The sequence below is a fragment of the Rahnella aquatilis CIP 78.65 = ATCC 33071 genome (assembly GCF_000241955.1).
GTDB classification, from domain to species: Bacteria; Pseudomonadota; Gammaproteobacteria; order Enterobacterales; family Enterobacteriaceae; genus Rahnella; species Rahnella aquatilis.
In genome coordinates this window covers 80,515-101,831 of record NC_016818.1, presented here as the reverse complement: position 1 = coordinate 101,831, position 21,317 = coordinate 80,515, and the positions used below count along the sequence as shown (strand labels likewise).

Sequence of the window (21,317 nt, the reverse complement as noted above, 5' to 3'; positions counted from 1 at the left end):
ACATGTTTAACACCGTTTTAATTGCTAACCGTGGCGAAATCGCCTGCCGGGCGATCCGCACGCTGAAACGCCTGGGCATCACCAGCGTGGCCGTGTATTCCGATGCTGACCGCAATGCGCCACACGTCACTCAGGCGGATATCGCCATCGCGCTGGGGGGCGAAAAGGCCAGCGAAAGCTACCTGATGATCGACAAAATCCTGGCCGCCGCGAAAGAAACCGGCGCGCAGGCTATTTATCCGGGATACGGCTTTTTATCCGAAAGCGCAGAGTTCGCCGATGCCTGTGAGGCGGCGGGTATTGCGTTTATCGGCCCGACCGCCGGACAAATCCGCGAGTTTGGCCTCAAGCACCGCGCCCGCGAATTAGCCGGAGCCGCCAATGTGCCGATGACGCCGGGCACCGGTTTGCTCGACAGCATGGATGACGCGGTGAAAGCTGCCGCTGAAATTGGCTATCCGATCATGCTGAAAAGCACCGCTGGCGGCGGGGGCATTGGCCTGACGCGCTGTGATGATGAAGAGGCATTGCGCGCCGCGTGGGACAGCGTGAAACGTCTCGGCGAGCAGTTTTTCCGTGATGCCGGTGTGTTTCTGGAACGCTTTGTCGATCGCGCCCGCCATGTCGAAGTGCAAATTTTTGGCGACGGCAAAGGCCACGTAGTGGCCCTCGGCGAGCGGGACTGTTCTTTGCAGCGCCGCAATCAGAAAGTGGTGGAGGAAACGCCTGCGCCGAATCTGCCGCAGGCCAGCCGCGAGGCGTTGCATCGCGCCGCCGTGCAGCTCGGTCAGTCCGTGAACTACCGCAGCGCCGGTACCGTTGAATTTATCTATGACGCCGCGCGCGATGAATTTTATTTTCTCGAAGTAAACACCCGTTTGCAGGTTGAGCATCCGGTCACCGAAATGGTCACCGGTCTGGATCTGATCGAATGCATGCTGAACGTCGCGGCAAACGAGCCAGCGGACTGGCCTGCCATGGCAAAAGCCCCGCAGGGTGCATCAATGGAAGTGCGTATTTACGCTGAAGATCCGCTGAAGAATTTCCAGCCGAGTCCGGGCGTGCTGACCGAAGTGTTTTTCCCCGACGACGTGCGCGTTGACGGCTGGGTGTCTACCGGCAGCGAAGTGTCGGCGTTTTACGACCCGATGATCGCCAAGCTGATTGTCCATGGCACCGATCGTCAGGATGCGCTGGCGAAAATGTCCGCTGCGCTGGCCGCTACCCGCCTGCACGGCATCGCTACCAACATTGATTATCTGCGACAGGTGGTCGCCACACCGGTGTTCCGCGACGGCGAAATGTGGACACGCATGCTCGACAGTTTTGTTTATGCGCCACACGCCATCGAAGTGATCGCCCCCGGCACCTACAGCAGCGTGCAGGATTATCCGGGGCGTCTCGGCTACTGGGATATCGGCGTGCCACCTTCCGGCCCGATGGACGATTTTGCCTTCCGTCTCGCCAACCGCATTGTCGGTAATCATCCGGATGCCGCCGGTCTGGAATTCACGTTACAGGGGCCAACGCTGCGTTTTCATTGCGACGCCGTTATCGCACTGACCGGCGCACGCTGCCCGGCAACGCTTGACGGCGAACCCGTGTCTTACTGGCAGCCGGTGGAGGTGAAAGCCGGTCAGACGCTGACGCTTGGCCGCGCCACGCAGGGTTGCCGCACCTGTCTCGCCGTGCGTAACGGTTTCGACGTGCCGGTGTATCTCGGCAGCCGTTCCACCTTTGCGCTCGGGCAGTTTGGCGGGCACGCAGGCCGCACGCTGCGCGTCGCCGATATGCTGACCGTCTCGCAGCCGGAACTCGCGGCCTGCACCACCCCTGCGCCAGTCAGTTTACCGCAGGCGGCTGCGGAAAATATCGTGCCGCCTTACGGTGAGCTCTGGAATATCGGCGTGCTTTACGGACCGCACGGCGCACCGGATTTCTTCACTAAAGAATCTATCGACACCTTCTTTGCCGCCGAATGGCAGGTGCATTACAACTCCAACCGCCTCGGTGTGCGGCTGGTCGGCCCGAAACCGCAATGGGCGCGGCAGGACGGTGGCGAAGCCGGTCTGCATCCGTCGAATGTCCATGACTGCGAATATGCCATCGGCGCGATTAATTTCACCGGCGACTTCCCGGTGATCCTGACCCGCGACGGGCCAAGCCTCGGCGGTTTCGTCTGCCCGGTGACTATCGCCAAAGCCGAACTGTGGAAAGTCGGGCAGGTGAAACCGGGCGATAAAATCCGCTTCCATCCGATCAGTTTTGAACAGGCGCAGGCGCTGGAACGGGCGCAGCAAGGCACGCTCGATTCGCTGATGCCGGTCAATGCGATGGCGCTGCCGGTGCCGTCCCTGCTGCCGGACACCACCGCTTCCGCCACGGTTCTTGCGGCTTTACCGGCCACGGCGGATCGACCGTCGGTGGAATACCGGCAGGCAGGTGATGGCTACGTGCTGATTGAGTACGGCGATAACGTGCTGGATCTGGCGGTGCGTATGCGCATTTACCTGCTGATGAACGCCATCAGGGCCGCCGGTCAGCAAGGGATAGAAGAACTGTCGCCGGGCGTGCGCTCGCTGCAAATCCGCTACGACAGCCGCGTACTGCATCAGACTGCGCTGCTGCAACATTTACTGACGCTGGAACACAATCTGGACGATGTCAGCCAGCTGAAAATCCCGACGCGCATCGTGCATATGCCGATGGCCTTTGAAGATGCCGCCACACTTGGCGCGGTCGAACGCTATCAGCAAACCGTACGTGCCGATGCACCGTGGCTGCCCAATAACGTCGATTTCATCCAGCGCACGAACGGACTGTCGAGCCGCGACGAGGTGAAAAACATCATTTTCGACGCCAGCTACCTGATCCTCGGGCTGGGCGATGTCTATCTCGGCGCACCCTGCGCGGTGCCGGTCGATCCGCGCCATCGCCTGCTGAGTTCCAAATACAACCCGGCGCGCACCTTCACCGCCGAAGGCACGGTCGGCATCGGCGGCATGTACATGTGCATTTATGGCATGGATTCGCCGGGCGGCTATCAGCTGGTCGGCCGCACGCTGCCGATCTGGAACAAGTTTCTTAAGAATGAGCAGTTCAAAAACGGCGAGCCGTGGCTGCTGCACTTCTTTGATCAGGTGCGGTTCTATGAGGTCACCGAAGCCGAACTGGACATTCAGCGCGAAGCCTTCCGCGAAGGACGGGCACAAATTCACATCGAAGAGACAGAATTCGATTTTGCGCAATACACCCAATTTCTTGCCGACAACGCCGCCGATATTGCTGATTTTCGCGCCAGACAAGCTGATGCGTTTACCCGCGAAGTGGCGCACTGGCATGAGGCTGAAAGCGTCGCAGTGGAAGCCGCCGCCAACGCCGTGCAGTTAGTGGAAGACGACGCAGATCAGGACGGGCACTTAGTCAGCGCCGACCTTAACGGCAATGTCTGGAAAATCCTGGTGCAGCCGGGTCAGCAGGTAGAAGAAGGCCAGCCGCTGATCGTCGTCGAAGCCATGAAAATGGAGCTGTCGGTCAACGCGCCGTGCGCCGGTACCGTACTGAAAATCAGTTGCCAGCAAGGCCGTCCGGTCGGGCCAGGTGATGCGCTGCTGTGGCTGGACGCAGCCGTTTAACACTATCGGGAACAACAGGGAATATTTTATGCAACTCACGGGATCTAAATCTTCACGCAGTAAAAGCCGCCCGGAAGGGCTGGCGGAACGCATCTATCAGCAGCTGAAAGACGACATTTTTAGCTTCCGCCTGTTGCCCGGTGACCGGTTCAGCGAAAACGACATCGCTGACCGCATGGAAGTCAGCCGCACACCGGTACGTCAGGCGCTGTTCTGGCTGGAGCACGAAGGCTATGTCGAAGTGTTTTTCCGCAGCGGCTGGCAGGTTCGCCCGTTCGATTTCGACTTTTTCGAGCAGTTGTACGATCTGCGTATCGTGCTGGAACTGGAAGCGGTAAAGCGTCTGTGTGCGCTGCCGCCCGCCGCTCAGCCGCTGCAACTGGCCGAACTGAAAGCCTTCTGGGTCGATCAGCCGCAACTGGCGGAGGGTCAGCTGGTGTCGCGTTATGACGAAGAGTTTCACATGACGCTGGTGGCAGCGGCCGGAAACGCCGAAATGGCGCGTATCCACCGCGAGCTGACGGAAAAAATCCGCATCATCCGGCGGCTGGATTTCACCAAAGGTGAGCGTGTGAATGCCACTTATAAAGAACACGCGAGCATTTTGCTCGCCATCATCCAGCAACACACTGAGGAGGCGCAGCGCCAGTTACACGATCATATTGCCGTCAGTAAGGCCGAGGTACGCAAAATTACTTTGCATATGCTGCACCGGGCCAGGGCGGAAAGTGACGAAGGCAACCCGTCATGACTTTTTTAAATGTTGTTTCGACTTTCACCATACCCGCGTTCTCTTAACCTATTTAAATCACAGCAATTTTACAGAGGATTCATCTATGCAACGTCGACGTTTTATTAAAGCCTTTGCTCTTTCCGCCAGCGTAGTCAGCATGGGCTTAGCCTGGAGCGCGCAGGCAGCTGAGACCATCAAAGTCGGTATCATGCATTCGCTTTCCGGCACCATGGCCATTTCAGAAACTCCGCTGAAAGACATCGCGCTGATGACTATTGACGACATCAACGCCAAAGGCGGCGTGCTCGGCAAAAAGCTCGAGCCAGTGGTGGTCGATCCGGCCTCTAACTGGCCGCTGTTTGCTGAGAAAGCCCGCCAGTTGCTGACGCAGGATAAAGTCGCGGTAGTGTTTGGCTGCTGGACGTCGGTGTCGCGTAAATCTGTGCTGCCGGTATTTGAAGAACTGAACGGCCTGCTTTTCTATCCGGTGCAATACGAAGGTGAAGAGATGTCGCCAAACGTGTTCTATACCGGTGCCGCGCCTAACCAGCAGGCCATTCCTGCGGTGGAATATCTGATGAGTGAAGACGGCGGTGCGGCCAAACGCTTCTTCCTGCTCGGCACTGACTACGTCTATCCGCGCACCACCAACAAAATCCTGCGCGCCTTCCTGCATTCCAAAGGCGTGAAAGACAGCGACATCGAAGAAGTCTATACACCGTTCGGTTACAGCGATTATCAGACCATCGTTTCCAACATTAAGAAATTCTCCGCGGGCGGCAAAACCGCCGTGATTTCCACCATCAACGGCGACTCCAACGTGCCGTTCTACAAAGAACTGGCGAATCAGGGCGTGAAAGCGACCGATGTGCCGGTGGTGGCATTCTCAGTCGGCGAAGAAGAACTGCGCGGTATCGACACCAAACCGCTGGTCGGTGACCTCGCGGCATGGAACTACTTCCAGTCTGTTGATAACCCGACCAACAAGAAATTCGTGGCCGAATGGAAGGCCTACGCTAAAGCGCACAAACTGCCGAATGCCGATAATGCAGTCACCAATGACCCGATGGAAGCGACTTATGTCGGTATCCATATGTGGGCACAGGCGGTGGAAAAAGCCGGTACGACGGACGTGGATAAAGTCCGCGCTGCCATGGCCGGGCAGACATTCGCTGCGCCGTCCGGCTTCACGCTGACCATGGATAAAACCAACCATCACCTGCACAAACCGGTGATGATCGGCGAAATCGAATCCAACGGTCAGTTCAACGTGGTCTGGCAGACCGACAAACCTATCCGCGCCCAGCCGTGGAGCCCGTACATCGCGGGTAACGATAAAAAGCCAGATACCCCGGTGAAAACGGTTAACTGATTGTTTTAGCTCCTTCCCCTCTCACGAGGGGAAGGCTGGGATGGGGTGTGGGTTTTTGACACTGAGTCGCCATTAATACCCCACCCCAGCCCTCCCCTTCGCAGGGGAGGGAGCAGATCGGTGCCTTTCACTCCTCCCCCTTCGCAGGGGGAGAAGCAAACCAGCATCAACTTTATGCGGCGAGAACATTATGAGAATCCTCATCCGATCACTGCTTTTCCTGCTTTGTTGCCTTCCGTTGCTGGCCGAAGCGGGGGCGGCGAATGACTTTGCTGCCGCCAGCCGCAGCCAGCAGGCCACGTTATTACAACAATGGGCGGCGGATCCACAGCCGGAAAGGCTGCCGCTGCTCGAAGCACTGAAGCAGGAAAACGTCGTCACCGACGAAGCGAAGCACGCGTTCACCCAGAATGGCGATCAGCTGACGCCGCTGGAAGGCGATGTGAAACCGCAGGGCGAAGTCAAAAAAGTCTGGCTGAACAACCGCCTGCGTATCCTGATTGCCAATGCGCTTTCCGCACACCGTCTGGTGAGCACCGACAGCGCCGTCCGTTTGCAGGCCGCCAAATCTCTGCAACGCGAAGCGCAGGCCGATCAGTTGCCGCTGCTGACCCATCGCCTTGAACAGGAAAAGGACAGCACGGTGCACGACGCCCTTTCCATCGCGCTGGCGAATTTACAGCTGGCCGATACCCGTCCGCAGGTGCGCCTGAAAGCCGTTGAACTGCTCGGCACGTCGGGCGATCCCGATACGCAGGGCCGTCTGCAAAGCCTGACGGATCCGAAAACCGAACCTGACGCTACGGTGCGCAACGCCGCGCTCGCCAGCCTGAAAGCGGTGCAGCATCGCCTGATGATGGGCGATCTGCTCGGTCAGGCATTTACCGGTTTGTCGCTCGGCTCGATTCTGCTGCTGGCCGCGCTCGGTCTGGCAATCACTTACGGTTTACTGGGCGTGATTAACATGGCGCACGGCGAGATGTTAATGCTCGGTTCCTATTCGACGTATATGGTGCAGTCGCTGTTTCAGCACTACGCGCCGGGGTTGCTGGCGCTGTATCCGCTGGTCGCGCTGCCGGTGGCCTTTTTCATTACCGCCGGAACAGGCATGGCGCTGGAGCGCACGGTGATCCGCCATTTATACGGACGTCCGCTGGAAACCCTGCTGGCGACCTGGGGCATCAGCCTGATCCTGATCCAGGGCGTGCGCGTGCTGTTTGGCGCGCAGAACGTTGAAGTGGCGAACCCCGGCTGGCTCTCCGGCGGCATTCAGCTGTTGCCGAATCTGGTGCTGCCGTACAACCGCATCGCGGTAATCATCTTCGTATTGCTGGTGCTCGGCCTGACCTGGCTGCTGCTCAATAAAACGCGCCTTGGCATGAACGTGCGTGCCGTGACGCAAAACCGCGCGATGGCGGCCTGTTGCGGCGTGCCGACCGGTCGCGTCGATATGCTGGCGTTCGGCCTCGGTTCCGGCATTGCCGGTCTGGGCGGCGTCGCGCTGTCGCAGCTAAGCAATGTCGGACCGGAACTCGGTCAGGGTTACATCATCGACTCCTTCCTGGTGGTGGTGCTCGGCGGCGTCGGACAACTGGCGGGCACCGTCGTGGCGGCCTTTGGTCTGGGCATTGTAAACAAAATTCTTGAGCCGGAAATCGGCGCGGTACTGGGGAAAATCCTGATCCTCGCGCTGATAATCCTGTTTATCCAGAAACGTCCGCAGGGACTCTTCGCCTTTAAAGGCAGGGTGATTGACTGATGAGCCAGCCTCTGACGATTACCGGCGTACAAAAAGCGCCGAAGATTGCGATTTCGGTGGGCACACTGGTGCTCATCATCCTGATTGTGATGCCGTTTCTGGCGCTGTTACCCGCCACAAATCCGCTGGCGATCTCCACCTACACGCTGACGCTGATCGGTAAGATCCTCTGCTACGCGATCGTGGCGATCGCGCTCGATCTGGTGTGGGGCTACGCCGGTTTGCTGTCGCTCGGCCACGGGCTGTTTTTCGCCCTCGGCGGTTATGCGATGGGCATGTATTTAATGCGGCAGGCCGCAGGCAGCGGGTTGCCGGATTTTATGTCGTTTCTGTCGTGGACCGAGCTGCCGTGGTTCTGGGCGGGTACACAGCATTTTGCCTGGGCGCTGTGTCTGATTGTGCTGGTGCCCGGCGCGCTGGCGTTTGTTTTCGGCTATTTCGCCTTCCGCTCAAAAATCAAAGGCGTCTATTTTTCTATCATGACGCAGGCGCTGACTTACGCCGGTATGTTGCTGTTTTTCCGCAATGAAACCGGCTTCGGTGGCAATAACGGTTTCACCGGTTTCACCACCCTGCTCGGCTTTCCGGTCACCGCCACCGGCACCCGCGTGGGATTGTTTTTAGCCACGGTTCTGGTGCTGGTTGCCAGTCTGGCGCTCGGCTTTGCGCTGGCGCGCAGTAAATATGGCCGCGTGCTGACTGCCGTGCGCGACGCTGAAAACCGGCTGATTTTCTGCGGCTACGATCCGAAAGGCTTCAAGCTGTTCGTCTGGACGATTTCCGCCATGCTGTGCGGCCTGGCGGGCGCGTTGTACGTGCCGCAGGTCGGGATTATCAACCCGAGCGAAATGTCGCCAACCAACTCCATCGAAGCCGCCATCTGGGTGGCACTCGGCGGGCGCGGCACGCTGATCGGCCCGATTATTGGCGCAGGCATCGTCAACGGCGCGAAAAGCTGGTTCACCGTCGCTATTCCTGAATACTGGCAATTTGTGCTCGGCGGCATGTTTATTCTGGTGACGCTGTTCCTGCCGCAAGGCGTGATTGGCCTGCTGCGCAAGAGGAAATCCTGATGAGTCCGATGACCATGACCGAAGACCTGTTTACCCAGCCGCAACTGGCGGACAGGCACCGTGAACAAACCGATCCGATTTTGCAGCTGGAAAATATCAACGTCAGCTTTGACGGGTTTAAGGCGCTGACCAATTTATCGCTGAATATCAGCGTTGGCGAATTACGCTGTGTGATCGGCCCGAACGGCGCGGGAAAAACCACACTAATGGATGTCATCACCGGCAAAACCAAACCGCAAAGCGGCCGTGTTTTTTACGATCAGCGTACCGATCTGACGAAGCTGGATCCGGTACAGATTGCGCAGTCCGGCATCGGGCGGAAATTTCAGAAACCGACCGTATTTGAAGCCCTGACCGTGTTTGAAAATCTGGAAATCGCGCAGAAAACCAATAAGTCGGTGTGGGCCTGTCTGCGCGCCAAAATGAACAGCGAGCAGCGTGACCGCATTGATGAAATGCTCGGCACGCTGCGCCTTGCCGCCGAACGGCATCGCCCTGCGGGCCTGCTTTCGCACGGTCAGAAACAGTTTCTGGAAATCGGCATGCTGCTGGTGCAGGAGCCGCATTTATTACTGCTCGACGAACCGGCAGCGGGCATGACCGATGCCGAAACCGAATACACCGCCGAGCTGTTTAAACAACTGGCTGGCAGGCATTCGCTGATGGTGGTCGAGCACGATATGGGCTTTGTGGAAACCATCGCTGACCATGTCACCGTACTGCATCAGGGGCAGGTTCTGGCCGAAGGTTCACTGCGTGACGTGCAGGCCAACGAGCAGGTTATCGACGTGTATTTAGGGCGCTGAGGAATTGCATTATGTTGCAGGTAAATGAACTGAATCAGTTTTACGGCGGCAGCCACATTTTGCGCGGCCTGTCTTTTGAGGCAAAAATCGGCGAAGTCACCTGTCTGCTCGGGCGTAATGGCGTGGGAAAAACCACGCTGCTCAAATGCCTGATGGGGCTGATCCCGGCCAAATCCGGCACCATCCGCTGGCAGGATCAGGTGATCAATTCCCGCAAACCGCATCAGCGCGTTCAGGCGGGCATCGCCTATGTCCCGCAGGGTCGCGAAATTTTTCCGCGCCTGACGGTGGAAGAAAATCTGCTGATGGGTCTTTCGCGTTTTTCCGGGAGCCATGCAAAACAGGTGCCGGATGAAATCTATCACCTGTTCCCGATCCTGCTGGAAATGAAACATCGCCGTGGCGGTGATTTGTCAGGCGGCCAGCAACAACAACTGGCCATTGGCCGCGCGCTGGCCTGTAAACCCAGCCTGCTGATCCTCGACGAACCGACCGAAGGCATTCAGCCGTCGGTGATCAAAGAAATCGGCGCGGTGATTAAACAGCTCGCCGCCCGGGGCGACATGGCAATTCTGCTGGTCGAACAATTCTACGATTTCGCCGCCGAACTCGCCGACAGCTATCTGGTGATGTCACGCGGCAGTATTGTTAAACGCGGCCGTGGCGACGAAATGGAAGCCGAAGGCGTGCGGGGGCTGGTGGCGATTTAGCCGATACTGGCTTTTTGCAAGACAAGCCGCTACTTTTCAGCCACATTGACAGCCCTTTTCTCAACTCACGCTGAAAAGAACACAAATTATGAAAATCAAAAGTCAGGAAGCCCTGGTGCGTCAGCGTAAACGCTGGATCATGCTGGCGGTGCTGGTGGCGGTTATCGCCGGGTGCCATCAGTGGTGGAAACAGGGGAAGCTGGTTTCGGAGGAGTGGAGCCCGAATAAACAGTATGTGGTGCGCGAGTACAAAACGTTTGAATTTATCCCGCGCATGACCATGCCGGGCGACGGCGGACATTACTCCGGCTATATGCGTGTGTATAACCGTGACGGTAAGCAGTTTTACGAGGAGTATTCTGACCTGCTCGATTTTATCGAAGGCCCGTTCTGGGCGAAAGAAGGCGTCTACTGGATGGGCAATGAAAATCAGGACATCGTGCGGCTGCCGACGTCGCCGGTGGAGTGAAACTTCACTGATGAAACCTTAGGCAGTTTAGGGTTACCAGGCGTACAATATTTCGAATGAATCGAACGAATCATTCGAAGGAAGTCAACATGAAGTCACTAAGCGCTAATGAAGTCAAAACTCAATTTGGTGATGTTCTTTTGAGAGTCCAGCGGGAACCTGTGCAAATCAATCGGAACGGCAAACCCGTCGCCGTGATGCTCTCTATCGAAGACTATCAGATGCTTGAAGAAATTAAGATGCGGCTTCTTAAAGAAAAAGTGGCACGTGCCGAAGCGGATATTGCCCACGGAGACGTCATGGATGGCGAAACCTTTTTCGCTCAGTTGATGAGTGGAAAACGGGACTAAAATGAGTCGCTATAAAATTGCCAGGGAGGCACAGGATGATTTATTTGATATTCAGCGTTATTCCCAAGCACACTGGGGAAAAGCTCAATCCGATAAGTACCTTTCTGAATTGTCAGACCTTTTTTCTCTGCTGGCGACTCACCCGGATATGGGAAGGCCAGTATCGTTCCATAAAGATCTCTTCCGGTTTCCCCATCAGCACCATGTGGCGTACTTTTTAACCACTCCTGCCGGGCTCATATTTATTGCAATCATGCATAAGAGCCGATCTCCTGCTGATACTCTTTCCATGAGATTGCATGAGCCTGAAGCCAGTTATCAGGTTATGCTTCAGGATTAACAGACACAAAAAAGCCGCGACAGGCGCGGCTTTCATCACTTCAGGCGTTATGACAAACCTTTAGTTTCTGATTTTGCGATAAATAAACAGTACGACGATCGCACCGATCACCGCGACAACGAAGCTGCCGAAGTTGAATCCGTCCACGCGACCAAAGCCGAAGAAAGTACTGATGTAGCCACCCACAACGGCACCGACAACACCCAGAACGATGGTCAGAATGAATCCGCCACCATCTTTGCCCGGCATGATCCACTTAGCCAGAATACCTGCGATCAGACCAAAGATAATCCAGGATAAAATTCCCATTTTTCGACTCCTCCAAATAAATTTCCGTTACCGTCAATATTGTTCAGCCAAGTTAGCCAAACAAGAGCAGAACATTTCAGGCTCTGCGAGCAGAACGCATGTTTTACACGAACGCCCTCTTCTTGAACTACAGATAAAGTCTAGCACCCTTTCTACAAAACCGCCCAAAATCAGCAGGAAGGGAAAAAATGCAGAGAAATCTAAGGCAGTTTCAGACTATGTCAGCACGAATGCGGTTTCGTCAGCTGCCCGCATTCGCACGTAAAATTGCGTAAAAAATAGGACAAATTTTTTGAACGAGTTGCTCAAATCAATCCGTTTTTCATCCCTGAAGATCACGCCTATTATACATTCATCGAAAGGCAACTACCTTTCACTCTCATAACCTGAATGGATAAATCATCATGAAAAACGTCAAAATTTTTGCTGTAGCTGCCACCCTTTCCCTGATTTCTTTCGGTAGCTTCGCGGCTCAGCAGATTAATCAGCCAACAAGTGACATGCAGAAAATTGGAGTGATTTCCGCCGCCAACTCCACTTCTATCAGTGGCCTGGAAGCGAAACTTTCTCAACAAGCGCAAGAAGCCGGTGCCTCTTCTTACCGCATCATCTCCGTGACCGGTAACAACAAACTGCACGCTGACGCTGAAATCTACAAATAATCGCCTGCCTGAAACCCTCTGAAAAGCCTGTGGAAGCCCGACTTCCACAGGCTTTTTTATTTTCCAGCATTTTTATGCCGAATTTCGTTTAAATTCGCGATTGCATCTGAGCTGTCCGCTTCACTATTCTGGTTTTTTCGCTCATCAGGAAAAGCCATGACCGTCACCGAATCCCTGCTTTCTTACGCGCTTGCCGCCGGCATTTTAACGCTTACACCCGGTCTCGATACCGCACTGGTTTTGCGCACTGCTGCCAGTCAGGGCAGTAAAAAGGCGCTGTCCACCGCTTTTGGCATCAGCTCCGGCTGTCTGGTCTGGGGCGCGATGGTGGCACTTGGCCTCGGTGCCGTGCTGGCGGCCTCTGAAATCGCATTCAATGTCCTCAAATGGATTGGTGCCGCGTATCTGGCCTGGCTCGGTCTGCAGATGTTGTTCAAACCGCGCAGCAAAATGAACATGGATGCGCCGGAAAGCCGTCACAAAGCCTTGCGTATCGGAAACTCGCCGTTCGTCAAAGGCCTTTTTGGTAATGTGCTTAACCCGAAAGTCGGCGTATTTTATGTCTCTTTCCTGCCGCAGTTCGTTGCCACCGGCTATCCGGTCGGGCCATATATTTTCGGCCTCGCCGCCATGCATGCGGTGATCGGGACGTTATGGTCGGTCACCATGATTTCGGCCACCCGCCCGCTGTCGCGCTGGTTGCGCCGTCCGGCAGTGGTCAGAACGCTGGATCGCCTTACCGGCACCGTGTTTATCGCTTTTGCAGTTCGCCTCGCTACGACAAAACGTTAACGATAAAAGGAAAAATGTCATGAAGACTCGTCTCAGCCATGCCCCGACCGAAAGCGATCTCGAGGAGATCAAAACGGCACTGCGGGATTTCAACAGAAACTTTATCCCGAAACCGACATTCCGCGAGTTAGGTATTTTTGTGGAAGATGAAAGTGGCAAGAAACTGGCGGGTATCGTGGCGGAAACCGTCGGCCACTGGATGTACATAAAAATGCTGTGGGTCGATGAATCGCTGCGTGGCAAAGATGTCGGCACGCAGCTGATTACAGAAGCGGAAGAAGAAGCCAAAGCACGGGGTTGCCGTTACTCGCTGGTTGATACGTTCAGTTTTCAGGCGCGGCCTTTCTATGAACGTATGGGCTATAGCATGCAAATGGCGCTGGAGGATTATATCCCTGACTCCCGTGCACCGGACGATGCGCCCTCAACGCATACCCGTTTTTTTCTGACGAAAACGTTAAGCTGAAAGCGCCAGCCATTCCTTAACCGATGGCCGCTGCCATTGCGCATCTGCATACGCGGCCAGTTTTTCCGGTACCGGATCACCGTTCAGATGCAGACGGTTAATCATCAGCGCCAGATCCACGTCCGCAATACACCATTCGCCAAATAAATGTTCTTTGTCGCCCAGCAAAAACGCTGCGGCGGCATACAGTTTTTCAGCCGCCTGCTGTCCGTTTGCACTGAGCGCCGGACGTTTCGCACCTGCAAACACCACTTCAGTTGAGCGCTCTTCGCGAATGGGCATCAGATCACTGCGCAACCATGCCTGTACTTCACGGGCCTTGGCACGGTTTTCAGGGTCAGCCGGGTAAATCGCCGGGAACGTAGGCGCCGGAAATAACTCTTCGACATATTCATCAATCGCAGAAGATTCGGATAAGACAAAATCGCCGTTGGTTAATGTCGGTACGCGGCGGGTGACGGAAATCGCCGAATAATTTTCCTTCAGGTTTTCCGCGTTAGCCAGATCTACCTTTTCCAGTTCAAAGGGAATGCCTTTTTCGGTTAACGCGACAAAAGCCGACATCACGTAAGGACTGAAAAAATTGGCGTCGGAATACAAAATCAGCGAAGGCTGGCTCATAGCAAACTCCTGAAAGAAAGAAAACAAAGGAAGAAAAACATAGCGCAGAAAGAGGGAGGTGTCGTTAAAAACTCATTCAGATGATAAACCCGTGCGGAGTTGATGGGATACGGGCAAATTTTCTCATTCTAAAGAATGCGTACATCATCTTATACATTCAGCTAATTTCCAGAAACTGATTAAACAAGATATTTTCCACACCAAACTTTCGCACGTTTTTTAGCCATTGCCATTTGGCTTAAGTCAATATATCCTCTAAAAAACCGCCAAATAAACGGACTTCAAAGGGCGCCTTATGGATAATTCAGAAGAGATAGCACAGCGCATTGCCGACATAATTATTTCACCTGATTCAGCTATTGGTTTGGTACATGGAATACTTTCCGTGCCCGTTGATCTGGGATATCTTGCGTATGGTTTTTTCGATACAGATTCATACCACGCACATGAAACAGAAACAATAAGAATAATAGAAGCGATTAAACGTGGAATACTGGAACATGATCGGATTACGGACGCGATACAGACTATACTTAACGATTTCGATAAATATGTTTCAGAAAGCGAACAAAACAAAACATACAGCCGATCTTTTTTCTCAGTTGTCGGCAGAACTGTAACTAATACAGTTATTGCCGGGAAAGTTGCTATCGCGATAGCTCAAGGAACAAGCTTTTTTGTGAAAGTAAGAGGCGGGGTCATTGGAAACATATTATTAGTCGGAGGAATGAAAGAACGCTGCATTCGGGCATCAGAAAAGCTGAGCGTGGAAGTGCCTGAACTCTACGCTACTTTGCGGTTAAAAGATTATGATCTGCTTTATTTCCTGTTCGAGCCTGCCCTGTCACCTTTTGTTGACGCCCTGTCTGTTCGACACCAACAAGGCTCTCCCGCGTTTGATAAGATCTTAAAAATTGTAGATTCAAAAGTTGGAGCCCGTGGATAAGTGGATAAGAAACCCAGCTTTATGAAGAAAGCTGCAAACGCTGCAGTAGGTCAAATAGGCGCTATCCTTGGCGGTGCATCAGTCTGGTTTTCGTTATTCTTCGTATTTTATTTTGATACCTGGCTGGAGAGATTGCTCGCCATTTCAGCTATGGTATTTGTCATATGGATTATTGGTAAACTAATCGATAAATATTACCCGCAAGATAACTAAACATTAAAAATAAGGATATTTCATGTCAAATCCAGCATATTTATTTCTAACCGGAGTAGAGGGTTCGCCCATTGTTGGTGGTTCGTTGGTTTCAGGCAGAGAAGGGGCGATAGAGTTAAAATCAGTGACTCATAATATGCATATCCCAGCCGACAGAAACACGGGTAAACTAACAGGGACACGAATACATTCTCCGATCACCTTGCAAAAAGAATTCGATAGGACAACGCCGCTTTTGTATCGCGCACTGAGCGAAGGACAAACGCTGAAGTCTGCTACAATCAAAATGTATCATATTCTTGAGGCGGGAATAGAAGCCGAATACTTCAATATCATTTTGGAAAATGTAAAAGTTACATCCATTGCACCAAATTTATACCCAGGCAACCAGACTGGAACACATTTTGAAACTATCCAACTACGCTATGAAAGCATTACATGGAAGTATGTAAACGGGAATATCATTTATAAAGATACCTGGAATGAACGCATAACCGCCTAATAGATCGGCGACAACCCACTACAGCCTCCATCTCTGCTTCGGAAATCCAAAAGCGACATATAAAGTCGGCATTTTTACGCCTCCAACCCACCTCATACTATTCATTGTAGCAATGAATAGTATGAGGTGCGCCAAAGATAAACGTTCGCATCCTGCGCCGGCCTCCCTATACTGCTGTTATGTCGGCTGATTCAGCACCTGTTCAGGAAACTCCTATGAAGTCATGGCTCTTACCTCTTCTGCTGCTTGCGCCGCTCTGCTCGCAGGCGGCATCCACGCCGAAAGAAATCAAAGCACGGTTCAGCCAGTTCAAGGTCGGGGATAAAACCATTTGTCTCGATGACGTGACTTACGCCAACAACAGCAAAATGAAAGTTATCGAGAACGGTTTTGTGGTCTCGAAGCGCAAGAATGTGCTAGTTTATCAGAGCAATAGCTTATTTCTGCTCGGTAATGACGTTACGGTGAACATCAAGGCCGTGATTGAAAGCAAGGCGGGGAAAACGGGATTCAGTAATCAGTTTAAGCAGGCGATGATCCGGGTCGACGGGATGGATGATCCGACGCGCGCCAGTGAAAAAGCCAAAATCATTCAGTCTTTTGAAGAGGTAATTTCAGATAAAAATAATGAAACCCCTTACAGTTCGGTGGCGCTGACCGATAAAGGCTACATCATCACGCAGATGGAAAGTCATTCCACCACCATCAGCGAATGCTATGTTACGCCGTATAAAAAAGTGGAAACCCGTCAATAATTCAGAGGGAAATGATGACCGTTTTAGTGCCCATGAGTACCGCATTTTATGCAGAATTCGCCGAACAGCTGGCGAGAGACTATGCCGAAGAGAACGTGACCGCGGGTCTGTGGCAAGCGGATACCGCGCTGGAACGCGCACGCAGTTCCACGCAAAGCGCACTGCCGCAAGGCATTGATACGCCTGACCATTATCTTTATGAGATCCGTGCGCAAGAACACAGCGAAACCGCAGGCTATCTGTGGTTCGCCAACATTGAACGCTACGGCGTGCGCAGCGCGTTTGTGTATGAACTGACAGTGTACCCGCAATTTCGCCGTCAGGGACATGCCGCGGCGGCATTCCGTCTGATGGAAGAACGCCTGCGCGCCCTCGGTAGCGTGGCGATTGAACTGAATGTGTTTGCCAGCAATCCCGGTGCACAGGCGCTGTACGCCAGCCTCGGTTACGTCACCACCAAAATGAACATGCGCAAACCGCTCTAGCGGGCATATTTAATAAAATCAGTCAGCCGGCCCACACGATCGTACAGTTTGCGGGCAGTATGATTCGAGGTTTGGGTCGTCCAGTAGACGTTAGCTTTATTGTTTTCATCGGCGTAGGCGTAAACCGCTTCAATCAGTTTTTGCCCGATCCCCAGTTTACGCGCGCCGTCATCGACATATAAATCCTGCAAATACACCACCTGCTGCATATGCCAGCCATGATCGTGATTGATACAGTTCACCAGCCCGACCAGTTTTCCCTCATGCACCGCCACATAGCCAAACATACTGGCGTAATCAGGCTGCGATAACCGCCGGAAGGTGTAATCAAACTGCGCAGGATCGAGCGTCGACTGATAAAAATCCAGGTAATCGCGCCATAATACTTCCCAGCCTTCACGATCTGCGGGGGCTAACGGACGGATTATCACATCGTGCGGCTGGCTCATCGGGCATTCTCCTCAGGAAATGAAAAGGTTACGGGCGTGACTGCGGATAATGTATCAGGTCGTGGAAACGCACGGAATGGCCGCTTTCATTGCGGTAAGCGTGCGGGCAGTCGGCAGCAAAACGCAAGCCTTCACCGGCCTGCAATACGCGCGTCACGCCATCAACCGTCAGCATCAGTTCACCTTCGATAACAATCACATGCTCAATGACTCCGGCTTCGTGTGGTGTGGATTCGCTGCATCCGCCCGGCTCGAGATCGATAACAAACATGTCCATACGCAGCGTGGTATCGAACGGAAACAGCGGCACCACGCGCATTCCCGAAGTGTCACTGTTGAACGTAGTCAGTAAGCCGTGGCGATGCAACGCCGCTGACTGCGCGGGGGGCGTTTCGAGAAATTCCGAGAACGAAACATTCAGGCCGCTGGCGATTTTCCACAGCGTCGCGACGGTCGGGCTGGATTCGCCGCGCTCAATTTGCCCGAGCATCGCCTTGCTGACGCCGGTATGTTCTGCCGTCTGGCTGAGACTCCAGCCGCGTTCGCTGCGCACGGCTTTCAGCTGGCTGCCAATATGGTCGGTGAGTTCCTGCATCCTGACTCCTCTGGCCATCGTTTTTACCGATCGCGATTGTGCGTTATAACGCACAGTGATATCTTGAGCGCAGCAGATGTGCGCTATAACGCACAATAGCATACCGCCAGCGTCCGCTAACCAGAAGGAATTTCGCCCATGGCCTCGCGTCTCAGTTTGCAGAATTTAACGTTTTCGGCGGTAATCGCCGGATTTGTCGCGGTTTTAGTCGGGTATACCAGCTCCGCCGCGATTATCTTTCAGGCGGCGGAAGCGGCGGGCGCCAGCGTAGCGCAGATTGGCGGCTGGCTGAGTATGCTCGGGCTGGGCATGGGTGTTACCAGCATCGGGCTATCGTTGTATTACCGCACGCCGGTGGTGACGGCCTGGTCAACGCCCGGCGCGGCGCTGCTGGTGACCAGCCTGCCCGGCACTTCGCTTAACGAAGCCATTGGCGTATTTGTGTTTGCTACCGGGCTGATCCTGTTGTGCGGCGTGACCGGCTTATTCGCCAGACTGATGCATTACATTCCTCAGGCGCTGTCAGCGGCGATGCTCGGCGGTATTCTGTTGCGCTTCGGGCTGAACGCCTTTACCTCACTGCAAAGCAATTTTGCCCTGGCAGGGACCATGTGTCTGGTGTATCTGCTGGCAAAACGCGCCCTGCCGCGCTATGCGGTGGTACTGGCGTTGGTTGCCGGGCTGACCGTCGCCGGATTACAGGGTGATATTGCGCTGCACGGCCAGACGCTGACCTTCGCCGCACCGGCGTTTGTGATGCCGCATTTCACGCTTTCCTCAATTATCGGCATCGGCATTCCGTTTTTTGTGGTGACCATGGCCTCACAGAATGCCCCAGGCATCGCCACACTGAAAGCGCACGGCTATCATCTGCCCGTGTCGCCACTGATTTCCTGGACGGCGCTCACTGCGTTAATTCTGGCACCGTTCGGCGGTTTTACCATCTGTATCGCCGCCATTACCGCCGCGATTTGTATGGGTGAGGATATTCATCCCGATCCTAAAAAACGCTATATGGCAGCTGTCGCGGCAGGCATTTTCTATCTGATCGCGGGCGTATTTGGCGGCTCCATCGGCATGGTCTTTACCGCCCTGCCACAGGCGCTGATCCACACCATCGCCGGGCTGGCGTTGCTCGGCACCATTGCAGGCAGCCTGTACCGCGCGCTGGAAAACGAGCGTCAGCGCGACGCGGCAATCATTACGTTTCTGATCACCGCTTCAGGCGTCACGCTGCTGGGTGTCGGTTCGGCATTCTGGGGGCTGGCGGGCGGAGTGGCAACCCATCTGATCCTCAGCATTCCGGCGCGAAATCGTGATAAATCTGCCGGGAAAAGTTGAGTCCGTTCAAGTTATGGGTAACAGGTTTTCGTAACACGGCACAAAGTGACGACGATCACATTTTCTGACCGGTAAACCCTCTTTACTGGGCGTAATCAGGCCCTTTAAAGAGCGAGAATTCCATGACTATTGCCACACAATCCTGCGTCGTGACCGGGAAAAAAGACGTCTCGGTGATCCACCAGACCCTCGATTACACCGGCCAGGGCACGCTGGTGAAAATCACCCGCGGCGGCATCTGCGGTTCGGATCTGCATTATTACGAACACGGCGCTGTCGGTGATTTCCGAGTACGCGAGGCGATGGTGCTTGGCCATGAAGTGGTCGGTGTGGTGGAGAAATCGGATAACCCGCGTTTGCAGCCCGGCCAGAAAGTGGCGCTGAACCCGAGTAAGCCATGCAAAGCCTGCAAGTACTGTCTGTCCGGCGACGAAAACCAGTGCACCACCATGAAATTCTTCGGCAGCGCCATGTATTTCCCGCACATCAACGGCGCGTTCACCCAGTATAAAATCGTCGACAGCGACCAGTGCATTGCTTACGACAATCAGGTCAGTGACCGCCTGATGGTGTTCGCCGAGCCGCTGGCCGTCGCCATTCATGCCGTCAATCAGGCGGGAGATATTCATGGAAAAACCGTGTTTGTTTCCGGCGTCGGTCCGATTGGTTGCCTGATTGTGCTGGCGGCAAAAGCCAAAGGCGCGGCGCAAATCGTGGTGACGGATCCGAGTGAACGTTGCCGTACGCTGGCACTGGCGGTAGGGGCAAGTAAAGCGCTGGACGCCGCACAGGGTGATTTCAGCGAATATCAGGCGGAGAAAGGCTTTTTCAATGTCTCCTTCGATGCCTCCGGCCATCCTTCTTCTATCCACCGTTGTCTGGAAGTCACCCGTGCGCGCGGCACGCTGGTTCAGGTCGGCATGGGACCAGTAGTGAATGAATTCCCGCTGATGATGCTGATTGCCAAAGAAATTAACTGGGTTGGCAGCTTCCGCTTCACCGAAGAATTCAACACGGCAGTCGAATGGCTGGCCAATAAAACCGTCGATCCGATGCCGTTGTTGTCGGCGGAATTCCCGCAGGAAAGTCTGGTGGAAGCGCTGGAATACGCCCTGGATAAATCCAAAGCGTCGAAAGTGCAACTGGTTTTCTAACCGGGTCTGCAATACCAGTCACAATATCAAAACAGCGTTTCATTTTATCATGTCCTCTGATTTTTATCCTCAGAGGACATGAACATTATGGTAAAGGACAACGCGAAAAAGCAGGTCGCGCTGCTGCTGGCCGACGGATTTGAAGAAGGCGAAGCGGTAATTGTGCTCGATATTCTCGAGCGGCTGGAGATTCAGGTCACCACATTAGCCTGCCAGAAAAGCCTGACGCTGCGCACTTATCACGGCATTCAGATGCAGGCCAACGAACTGCTGTCCGCGCAGGGCGACCGTTTATTCGATGCTGTGGTGATGCCCGGCGGGCCGGAAGGCTCGGTGGCGCTGGCGGCCAGTAAAGAGGTGGTGGAATTTGTCCGCCGTCACGACGAGGCCGGGAAACTGATTTGTCCGCTGTGCTCCGCTGCCGCGCGCGTACTGGGCGGAAACGGGCTGCTGAAAGGCCGCCGCTATGTCTGTTCCGGCGATTTATACAAAGACGTAAAAGACGGCGTTTACGTCAATCAGTCTTTTGTGGAAGACGGCAACTTACTCAGCGGCAAAGGATTAGGGCTGGCGTTTGATTTTGCGTTTCAGCTTGCGTACCGCCTGACCGGCGACGCTGAAACCACCAATTTCCAGGCCGACCATATTGACTATCACCACTGGCGCGCCGATCAGAAGTTTTGATCAAAAAATTCTGAACAGACGGCGGATGGCGCAGGTCGTCCGCCCTGGTCAGCATCATGTCCGTTTTTGGCATTCTTCTCATTTCAATTCAGGTGC

General features: G+C 54.4%; 25 protein-coding genes. 21 read left to right on the top strand and 4 right to left on the bottom strand.

Translation table 11 applies throughout. The features are described 5' to 3' along the window. The first annotated feature begins 2 nt into the window (after positions 1-2). The 10 genes from uca (at position 3) to RAHAQ2_RS00425 (ending at position 11,247) form a co-directional block, all read left to right on the top strand. Positions 3-3,635, top strand: coding sequence for an urea carboxylase (gene uca / locus RAHAQ2_RS00470; RefSeq protein ID WP_014333370.1), 3,633 nt, complete (start codon positions 3-5; stop codon positions 3,633-3,635). A gap of 28 nt (positions 3,636-3,663) precedes the next feature. Further along, on the top strand, positions 3,664-4,386 hold the full coding sequence (locus tag RAHAQ2_RS00465) for a GntR family transcriptional regulator (RefSeq protein WP_014333369.1): 723 nt from the start codon (positions 3,664-3,666) through the stop codon (positions 4,384-4,386). A gap of 85 nt (positions 4,387-4,471) precedes the next feature. Continuing rightward, positions 4,472-5,740, top strand: coding sequence for an urea ABC transporter substrate-binding protein (gene urtA, locus RAHAQ2_RS00460; RefSeq protein WP_014333368.1), 1,269 nt, complete (start codon positions 4,472-4,474; stop codon positions 5,738-5,740). Between the two features lie 190 nt (positions 5,741-5,930). After that, positions 5,931-7,499: an urea ABC transporter permease subunit UrtB gene (gene urtB / locus RAHAQ2_RS00455; protein WP_014333367.1), complete on the top strand. Its 1,569-nt coding sequence runs from the start codon at positions 5,931-5,933 to the stop codon at positions 7,497-7,499. Further along, entirely contained in the window at positions 7,499-8,572 is a 1,074-nt protein-coding gene (gene urtC, locus RAHAQ2_RS00450) for an urea ABC transporter permease subunit UrtC (protein WP_014333366.1), read from the top strand. Before urtB ends, urtC begins: the two co-directional genes overlap by 1 nt. An 8-nt stretch (positions 8,573-8,580) precedes the next feature. Further along, complete coding sequence (urtD, locus tag RAHAQ2_RS00445; protein WP_037040789.1) at positions 8,581-9,378, top strand: urea ABC transporter ATP-binding protein UrtD; 798 nt, start codon at positions 8,581-8,583, stop codon at positions 9,376-9,378. Between the two features lie 11 nt (positions 9,379-9,389). Continuing rightward, the gene (urtE, locus tag RAHAQ2_RS00440; RefSeq protein ID WP_014333364.1) at positions 9,390-10,088 is read left to right on the top strand and encodes an urea ABC transporter ATP-binding subunit UrtE; all 699 of its coding nucleotides are present in this window, start codon (positions 9,390-9,392) and stop codon (positions 10,086-10,088) included. A gap of 88 nt (positions 10,089-10,176) precedes the next feature. Beyond that, on the top strand, positions 10,177-10,557 hold the full coding sequence (locus tag RAHAQ2_RS00435) for a hypothetical protein (protein ID WP_231572399.1): 381 nt from the start codon (positions 10,177-10,179) through the stop codon (positions 10,555-10,557). An 89-nt stretch (positions 10,558-10,646) separates the two neighbouring features. Next, positions 10,647-10,907, top strand: a complete 261-nt coding sequence (locus RAHAQ2_RS00430) for a type II toxin-antitoxin system Phd/YefM family antitoxin (RefSeq protein ID WP_014333362.1) — start codon at positions 10,647-10,649, stop codon at positions 10,905-10,907. Position 10,908: 1 nt separating this feature from the next. Further along, the gene (locus RAHAQ2_RS00425; protein ID WP_014333361.1) at positions 10,909-11,247 is read left to right on the top strand and encodes a type II toxin-antitoxin system RelE/ParE family toxin; all 339 of its coding nucleotides are present in this window, start codon (positions 10,909-10,911) and stop codon (positions 11,245-11,247) included. A gap of 60 nt (positions 11,248-11,307) precedes the next feature. On the opposite strand, the gene RAHAQ2_RS00420 is transcribed toward RAHAQ2_RS00425, so the two are convergent. After that, positions 11,308-11,556: a GlsB/YeaQ/YmgE family stress response membrane protein gene (locus RAHAQ2_RS00420; protein WP_014333360.1), complete on the bottom strand. Its 249-nt coding sequence runs from the start codon at positions 11,554-11,556 to the stop codon at positions 11,308-11,310. A 404-nt stretch (positions 11,557-11,960) separates the two neighbouring features. Here RAHAQ2_RS00420 and bhsA point away from each other — a divergent pair, with 404 nt between their 5' ends. The 3 genes from bhsA (at position 11,961) to RAHAQ2_RS00405 (ending at position 13,476) form a co-directional block, all read left to right on the top strand. After that, positions 11,961-12,218: a multiple stress resistance protein BhsA gene (gene bhsA / locus RAHAQ2_RS00415; RefSeq protein WP_014333359.1), complete on the top strand. Its 258-nt coding sequence runs from the start codon at positions 11,961-11,963 to the stop codon at positions 12,216-12,218. A 156-nt stretch (positions 12,219-12,374) separates the two neighbouring features. After that, positions 12,375-13,010 carry a LysE family translocator gene (locus RAHAQ2_RS00410; protein ID WP_014333358.1) on the top strand — a complete coding sequence of 212 codons (636 nt, stop codon included), beginning with the start codon at positions 12,375-12,377 and terminating at the stop codon, positions 13,008-13,010. 19 nt (positions 13,011-13,029) lie between these two features. Continuing rightward, the gene (locus RAHAQ2_RS00405) at positions 13,030-13,476 is read left to right on the top strand and encodes a GNAT family N-acetyltransferase (protein ID WP_014333357.1); all 447 of its coding nucleotides are present in this window, start codon (positions 13,030-13,032) and stop codon (positions 13,474-13,476) included. Here RAHAQ2_RS00405 and yfcF read toward each other — a convergent pair. Further along, on the bottom strand, positions 13,468-14,097 hold the full coding sequence (yfcF, locus tag RAHAQ2_RS00400) for a glutathione transferase (protein ID WP_014333356.1): 630 nt from the start codon (positions 14,095-14,097) through the stop codon (positions 13,468-13,470). The genes RAHAQ2_RS00405 and yfcF overlap by 9 nt on opposite strands. A gap of 295 nt (positions 14,098-14,392) precedes the next feature. Between yfcF and RAHAQ2_RS00395 the strand changes: the two genes are divergently transcribed. The 5 genes from RAHAQ2_RS00395 to RAHAQ2_RS00375 all read left to right on the top strand — a co-directional run bounded on the left by RAHAQ2_RS00395 (position 14,393) and on the right by RAHAQ2_RS00375 (position 16,998). Further along, entirely contained in the window at positions 14,393-15,043 is a 651-nt protein-coding gene (locus RAHAQ2_RS00395) for a hypothetical protein (protein ID WP_014333355.1), read from the top strand. A gap of 21 nt (positions 15,044-15,064) precedes the next feature. Next, complete coding sequence (locus RAHAQ2_RS00390) at positions 15,065-15,256, top strand: hypothetical protein (protein ID WP_037040778.1); 192 nt, start codon at positions 15,065-15,067, stop codon at positions 15,254-15,256. A 22-nt stretch (positions 15,257-15,278) separates the two neighbouring features. Then, on the top strand, positions 15,279-15,758 hold the full coding sequence (locus RAHAQ2_RS00385) for an Hcp family type VI secretion system effector (RefSeq protein ID WP_014333353.1): 480 nt from the start codon (positions 15,279-15,281) through the stop codon (positions 15,756-15,758). A 215-nt stretch (positions 15,759-15,973) separates the two neighbouring features. Beyond that, entirely contained in the window at positions 15,974-16,513 is a 540-nt protein-coding gene (locus RAHAQ2_RS00380) for a hypothetical protein (RefSeq protein WP_014333352.1), read from the top strand. Positions 16,514-16,524: 11 nt separating this feature from the next. Beyond that, positions 16,525-16,998, top strand: a complete 474-nt coding sequence (locus tag RAHAQ2_RS00375) for a GNAT family N-acetyltransferase (RefSeq protein WP_238532049.1) — start codon at positions 16,525-16,527, stop codon at positions 16,996-16,998. Here RAHAQ2_RS00375 and RAHAQ2_RS00370 read toward each other — a convergent pair. After that, positions 16,995-17,447: a GNAT family N-acetyltransferase gene (locus RAHAQ2_RS00370; RefSeq protein ID WP_014333349.1), complete on the bottom strand. Its 453-nt coding sequence runs from the start codon at positions 17,445-17,447 to the stop codon at positions 16,995-16,997. The genes RAHAQ2_RS00375 and RAHAQ2_RS00370 overlap by 4 nt on opposite strands. A gap of 28 nt (positions 17,448-17,475) precedes the next feature. Further along, positions 17,476-18,042, bottom strand: a complete 567-nt coding sequence (locus tag RAHAQ2_RS00365) for a helix-turn-helix domain-containing protein (protein WP_014333348.1) — start codon at positions 18,040-18,042, stop codon at positions 17,476-17,478. 138 nt (positions 18,043-18,180) lie between these two features. Here RAHAQ2_RS00365 and RAHAQ2_RS00360 point away from each other — a divergent pair, with 138 nt between their 5' ends. From RAHAQ2_RS00360 to RAHAQ2_RS00350, 3 genes are all read left to right on the top strand, one after another. After that, positions 18,181-19,383, top strand: coding sequence for a benzoate/H(+) symporter BenE family transporter (locus RAHAQ2_RS00360; RefSeq protein ID WP_014333347.1), 1,203 nt, complete (start codon positions 18,181-18,183; stop codon positions 19,381-19,383). Positions 19,384-19,505: 122 nt separating this feature from the next. Beyond that, positions 19,506-20,537, top strand: a complete 1,032-nt coding sequence (gene idnD, locus RAHAQ2_RS00355) for an L-idonate 5-dehydrogenase (protein WP_014333346.1) — start codon at positions 19,506-19,508, stop codon at positions 20,535-20,537. Between the two features lie 87 nt (positions 20,538-20,624). Beyond that, complete coding sequence (locus tag RAHAQ2_RS00350) at positions 20,625-21,221, top strand: DJ-1/PfpI family protein (protein WP_014333345.1); 597 nt, start codon at positions 20,625-20,627, stop codon at positions 21,219-21,221. Positions 21,222-21,317 lie beyond the last annotated feature (96 nt).

Bases quoted from the DNA above. Each gene is read 5' to 3' on its own strand.
- uca (WP_014333370.1), top strand. From the start codon at position 3: ATGTTTAACACCGTTTTAATTGCTAACCGTGGCGAAATCGCCTGCCGG.
- RAHAQ2_RS00465 (WP_014333369.1), top strand. From the start codon at position 3,664: ATGCAACTCACGGGATCTAAATCTTCACGCAGTAAAAGCCGCCCGGAA.
- urtA (WP_014333368.1), top strand. From the start codon at position 4,472: ATGCAACGTCGACGTTTTATTAAAGCCTTTGCTCTTTCCGCCAGCGTA.
- urtB (WP_014333367.1), top strand. From the start codon at position 5,931: ATGAGAATCCTCATCCGATCACTGCTTTTCCTGCTTTGTTGCCTTCCG.
- urtC (WP_014333366.1), top strand. From the start codon at position 7,499: ATGAGCCAGCCTCTGACGATTACCGGCGTACAAAAAGCGCCGAAGATT.
- urtD (WP_037040789.1), top strand. From the start codon at position 8,581: ATGACCATGACCGAAGACCTGTTTACCCAGCCGCAACTGGCGGACAGG.
- urtE (WP_014333364.1), top strand. From the start codon at position 9,390: ATGTTGCAGGTAAATGAACTGAATCAGTTTTACGGCGGCAGCCACATT.
- RAHAQ2_RS00435 (WP_231572399.1), top strand. From the start codon at position 10,177: ATGAAAATCAAAAGTCAGGAAGCCCTGGTGCGTCAGCGTAAACGCTGG.
- RAHAQ2_RS00430 (WP_014333362.1), top strand. From the start codon at position 10,647: ATGAAGTCACTAAGCGCTAATGAAGTCAAAACTCAATTTGGTGATGTT.
- RAHAQ2_RS00425 (WP_014333361.1), top strand. From the start codon at position 10,909: ATGAGTCGCTATAAAATTGCCAGGGAGGCACAGGATGATTTATTTGAT.
- RAHAQ2_RS00420 (WP_014333360.1), bottom strand. From the start codon at position 11,556: ATGGGAATTTTATCCTGGATTATCTTTGGTCTGATCGCAGGTATTCTG.
- bhsA (WP_014333359.1), top strand. From the start codon at position 11,961: ATGAAAAACGTCAAAATTTTTGCTGTAGCTGCCACCCTTTCCCTGATT.
- RAHAQ2_RS00410 (WP_014333358.1), top strand. From the start codon at position 12,375: ATGACCGTCACCGAATCCCTGCTTTCTTACGCGCTTGCCGCCGGCATT.
- RAHAQ2_RS00405 (WP_014333357.1), top strand. From the start codon at position 13,030: ATGAAGACTCGTCTCAGCCATGCCCCGACCGAAAGCGATCTCGAGGAG.
- yfcF (WP_014333356.1), bottom strand. From the start codon at position 14,097: ATGAGCCAGCCTTCGCTGATTTTGTATTCCGACGCCAATTTTTTCAGT.
- RAHAQ2_RS00395 (WP_014333355.1), top strand. From the start codon at position 14,393: ATGGATAATTCAGAAGAGATAGCACAGCGCATTGCCGACATAATTATT.
- RAHAQ2_RS00390 (WP_037040778.1), top strand. From the start codon at position 15,065: ATGAAGAAAGCTGCAAACGCTGCAGTAGGTCAAATAGGCGCTATCCTT.
- RAHAQ2_RS00385 (WP_014333353.1), top strand. From the start codon at position 15,279: ATGTCAAATCCAGCATATTTATTTCTAACCGGAGTAGAGGGTTCGCCC.
- RAHAQ2_RS00380 (WP_014333352.1), top strand. From the start codon at position 15,974: ATGAAGTCATGGCTCTTACCTCTTCTGCTGCTTGCGCCGCTCTGCTCG.
- RAHAQ2_RS00375 (WP_238532049.1), top strand. From the start codon at position 16,525: ATGATGACCGTTTTAGTGCCCATGAGTACCGCATTTTATGCAGAATTC.
- RAHAQ2_RS00370 (WP_014333349.1), bottom strand. From the start codon at position 17,447: ATGAGCCAGCCGCACGATGTGATAATCCGTCCGTTAGCCCCCGCAGAT.
- RAHAQ2_RS00365 (WP_014333348.1), bottom strand. From the start codon at position 18,042: ATGCAGGAACTCACCGACCATATTGGCAGCCAGCTGAAAGCCGTGCGC.
- RAHAQ2_RS00360 (WP_014333347.1), top strand. From the start codon at position 18,181: ATGGCCTCGCGTCTCAGTTTGCAGAATTTAACGTTTTCGGCGGTAATC.
- idnD (WP_014333346.1), top strand. From the start codon at position 19,506: ATGACTATTGCCACACAATCCTGCGTCGTGACCGGGAAAAAAGACGTC.
- RAHAQ2_RS00350 (WP_014333345.1), top strand. From the start codon at position 20,625: ATGGTAAAGGACAACGCGAAAAAGCAGGTCGCGCTGCTGCTGGCCGAC.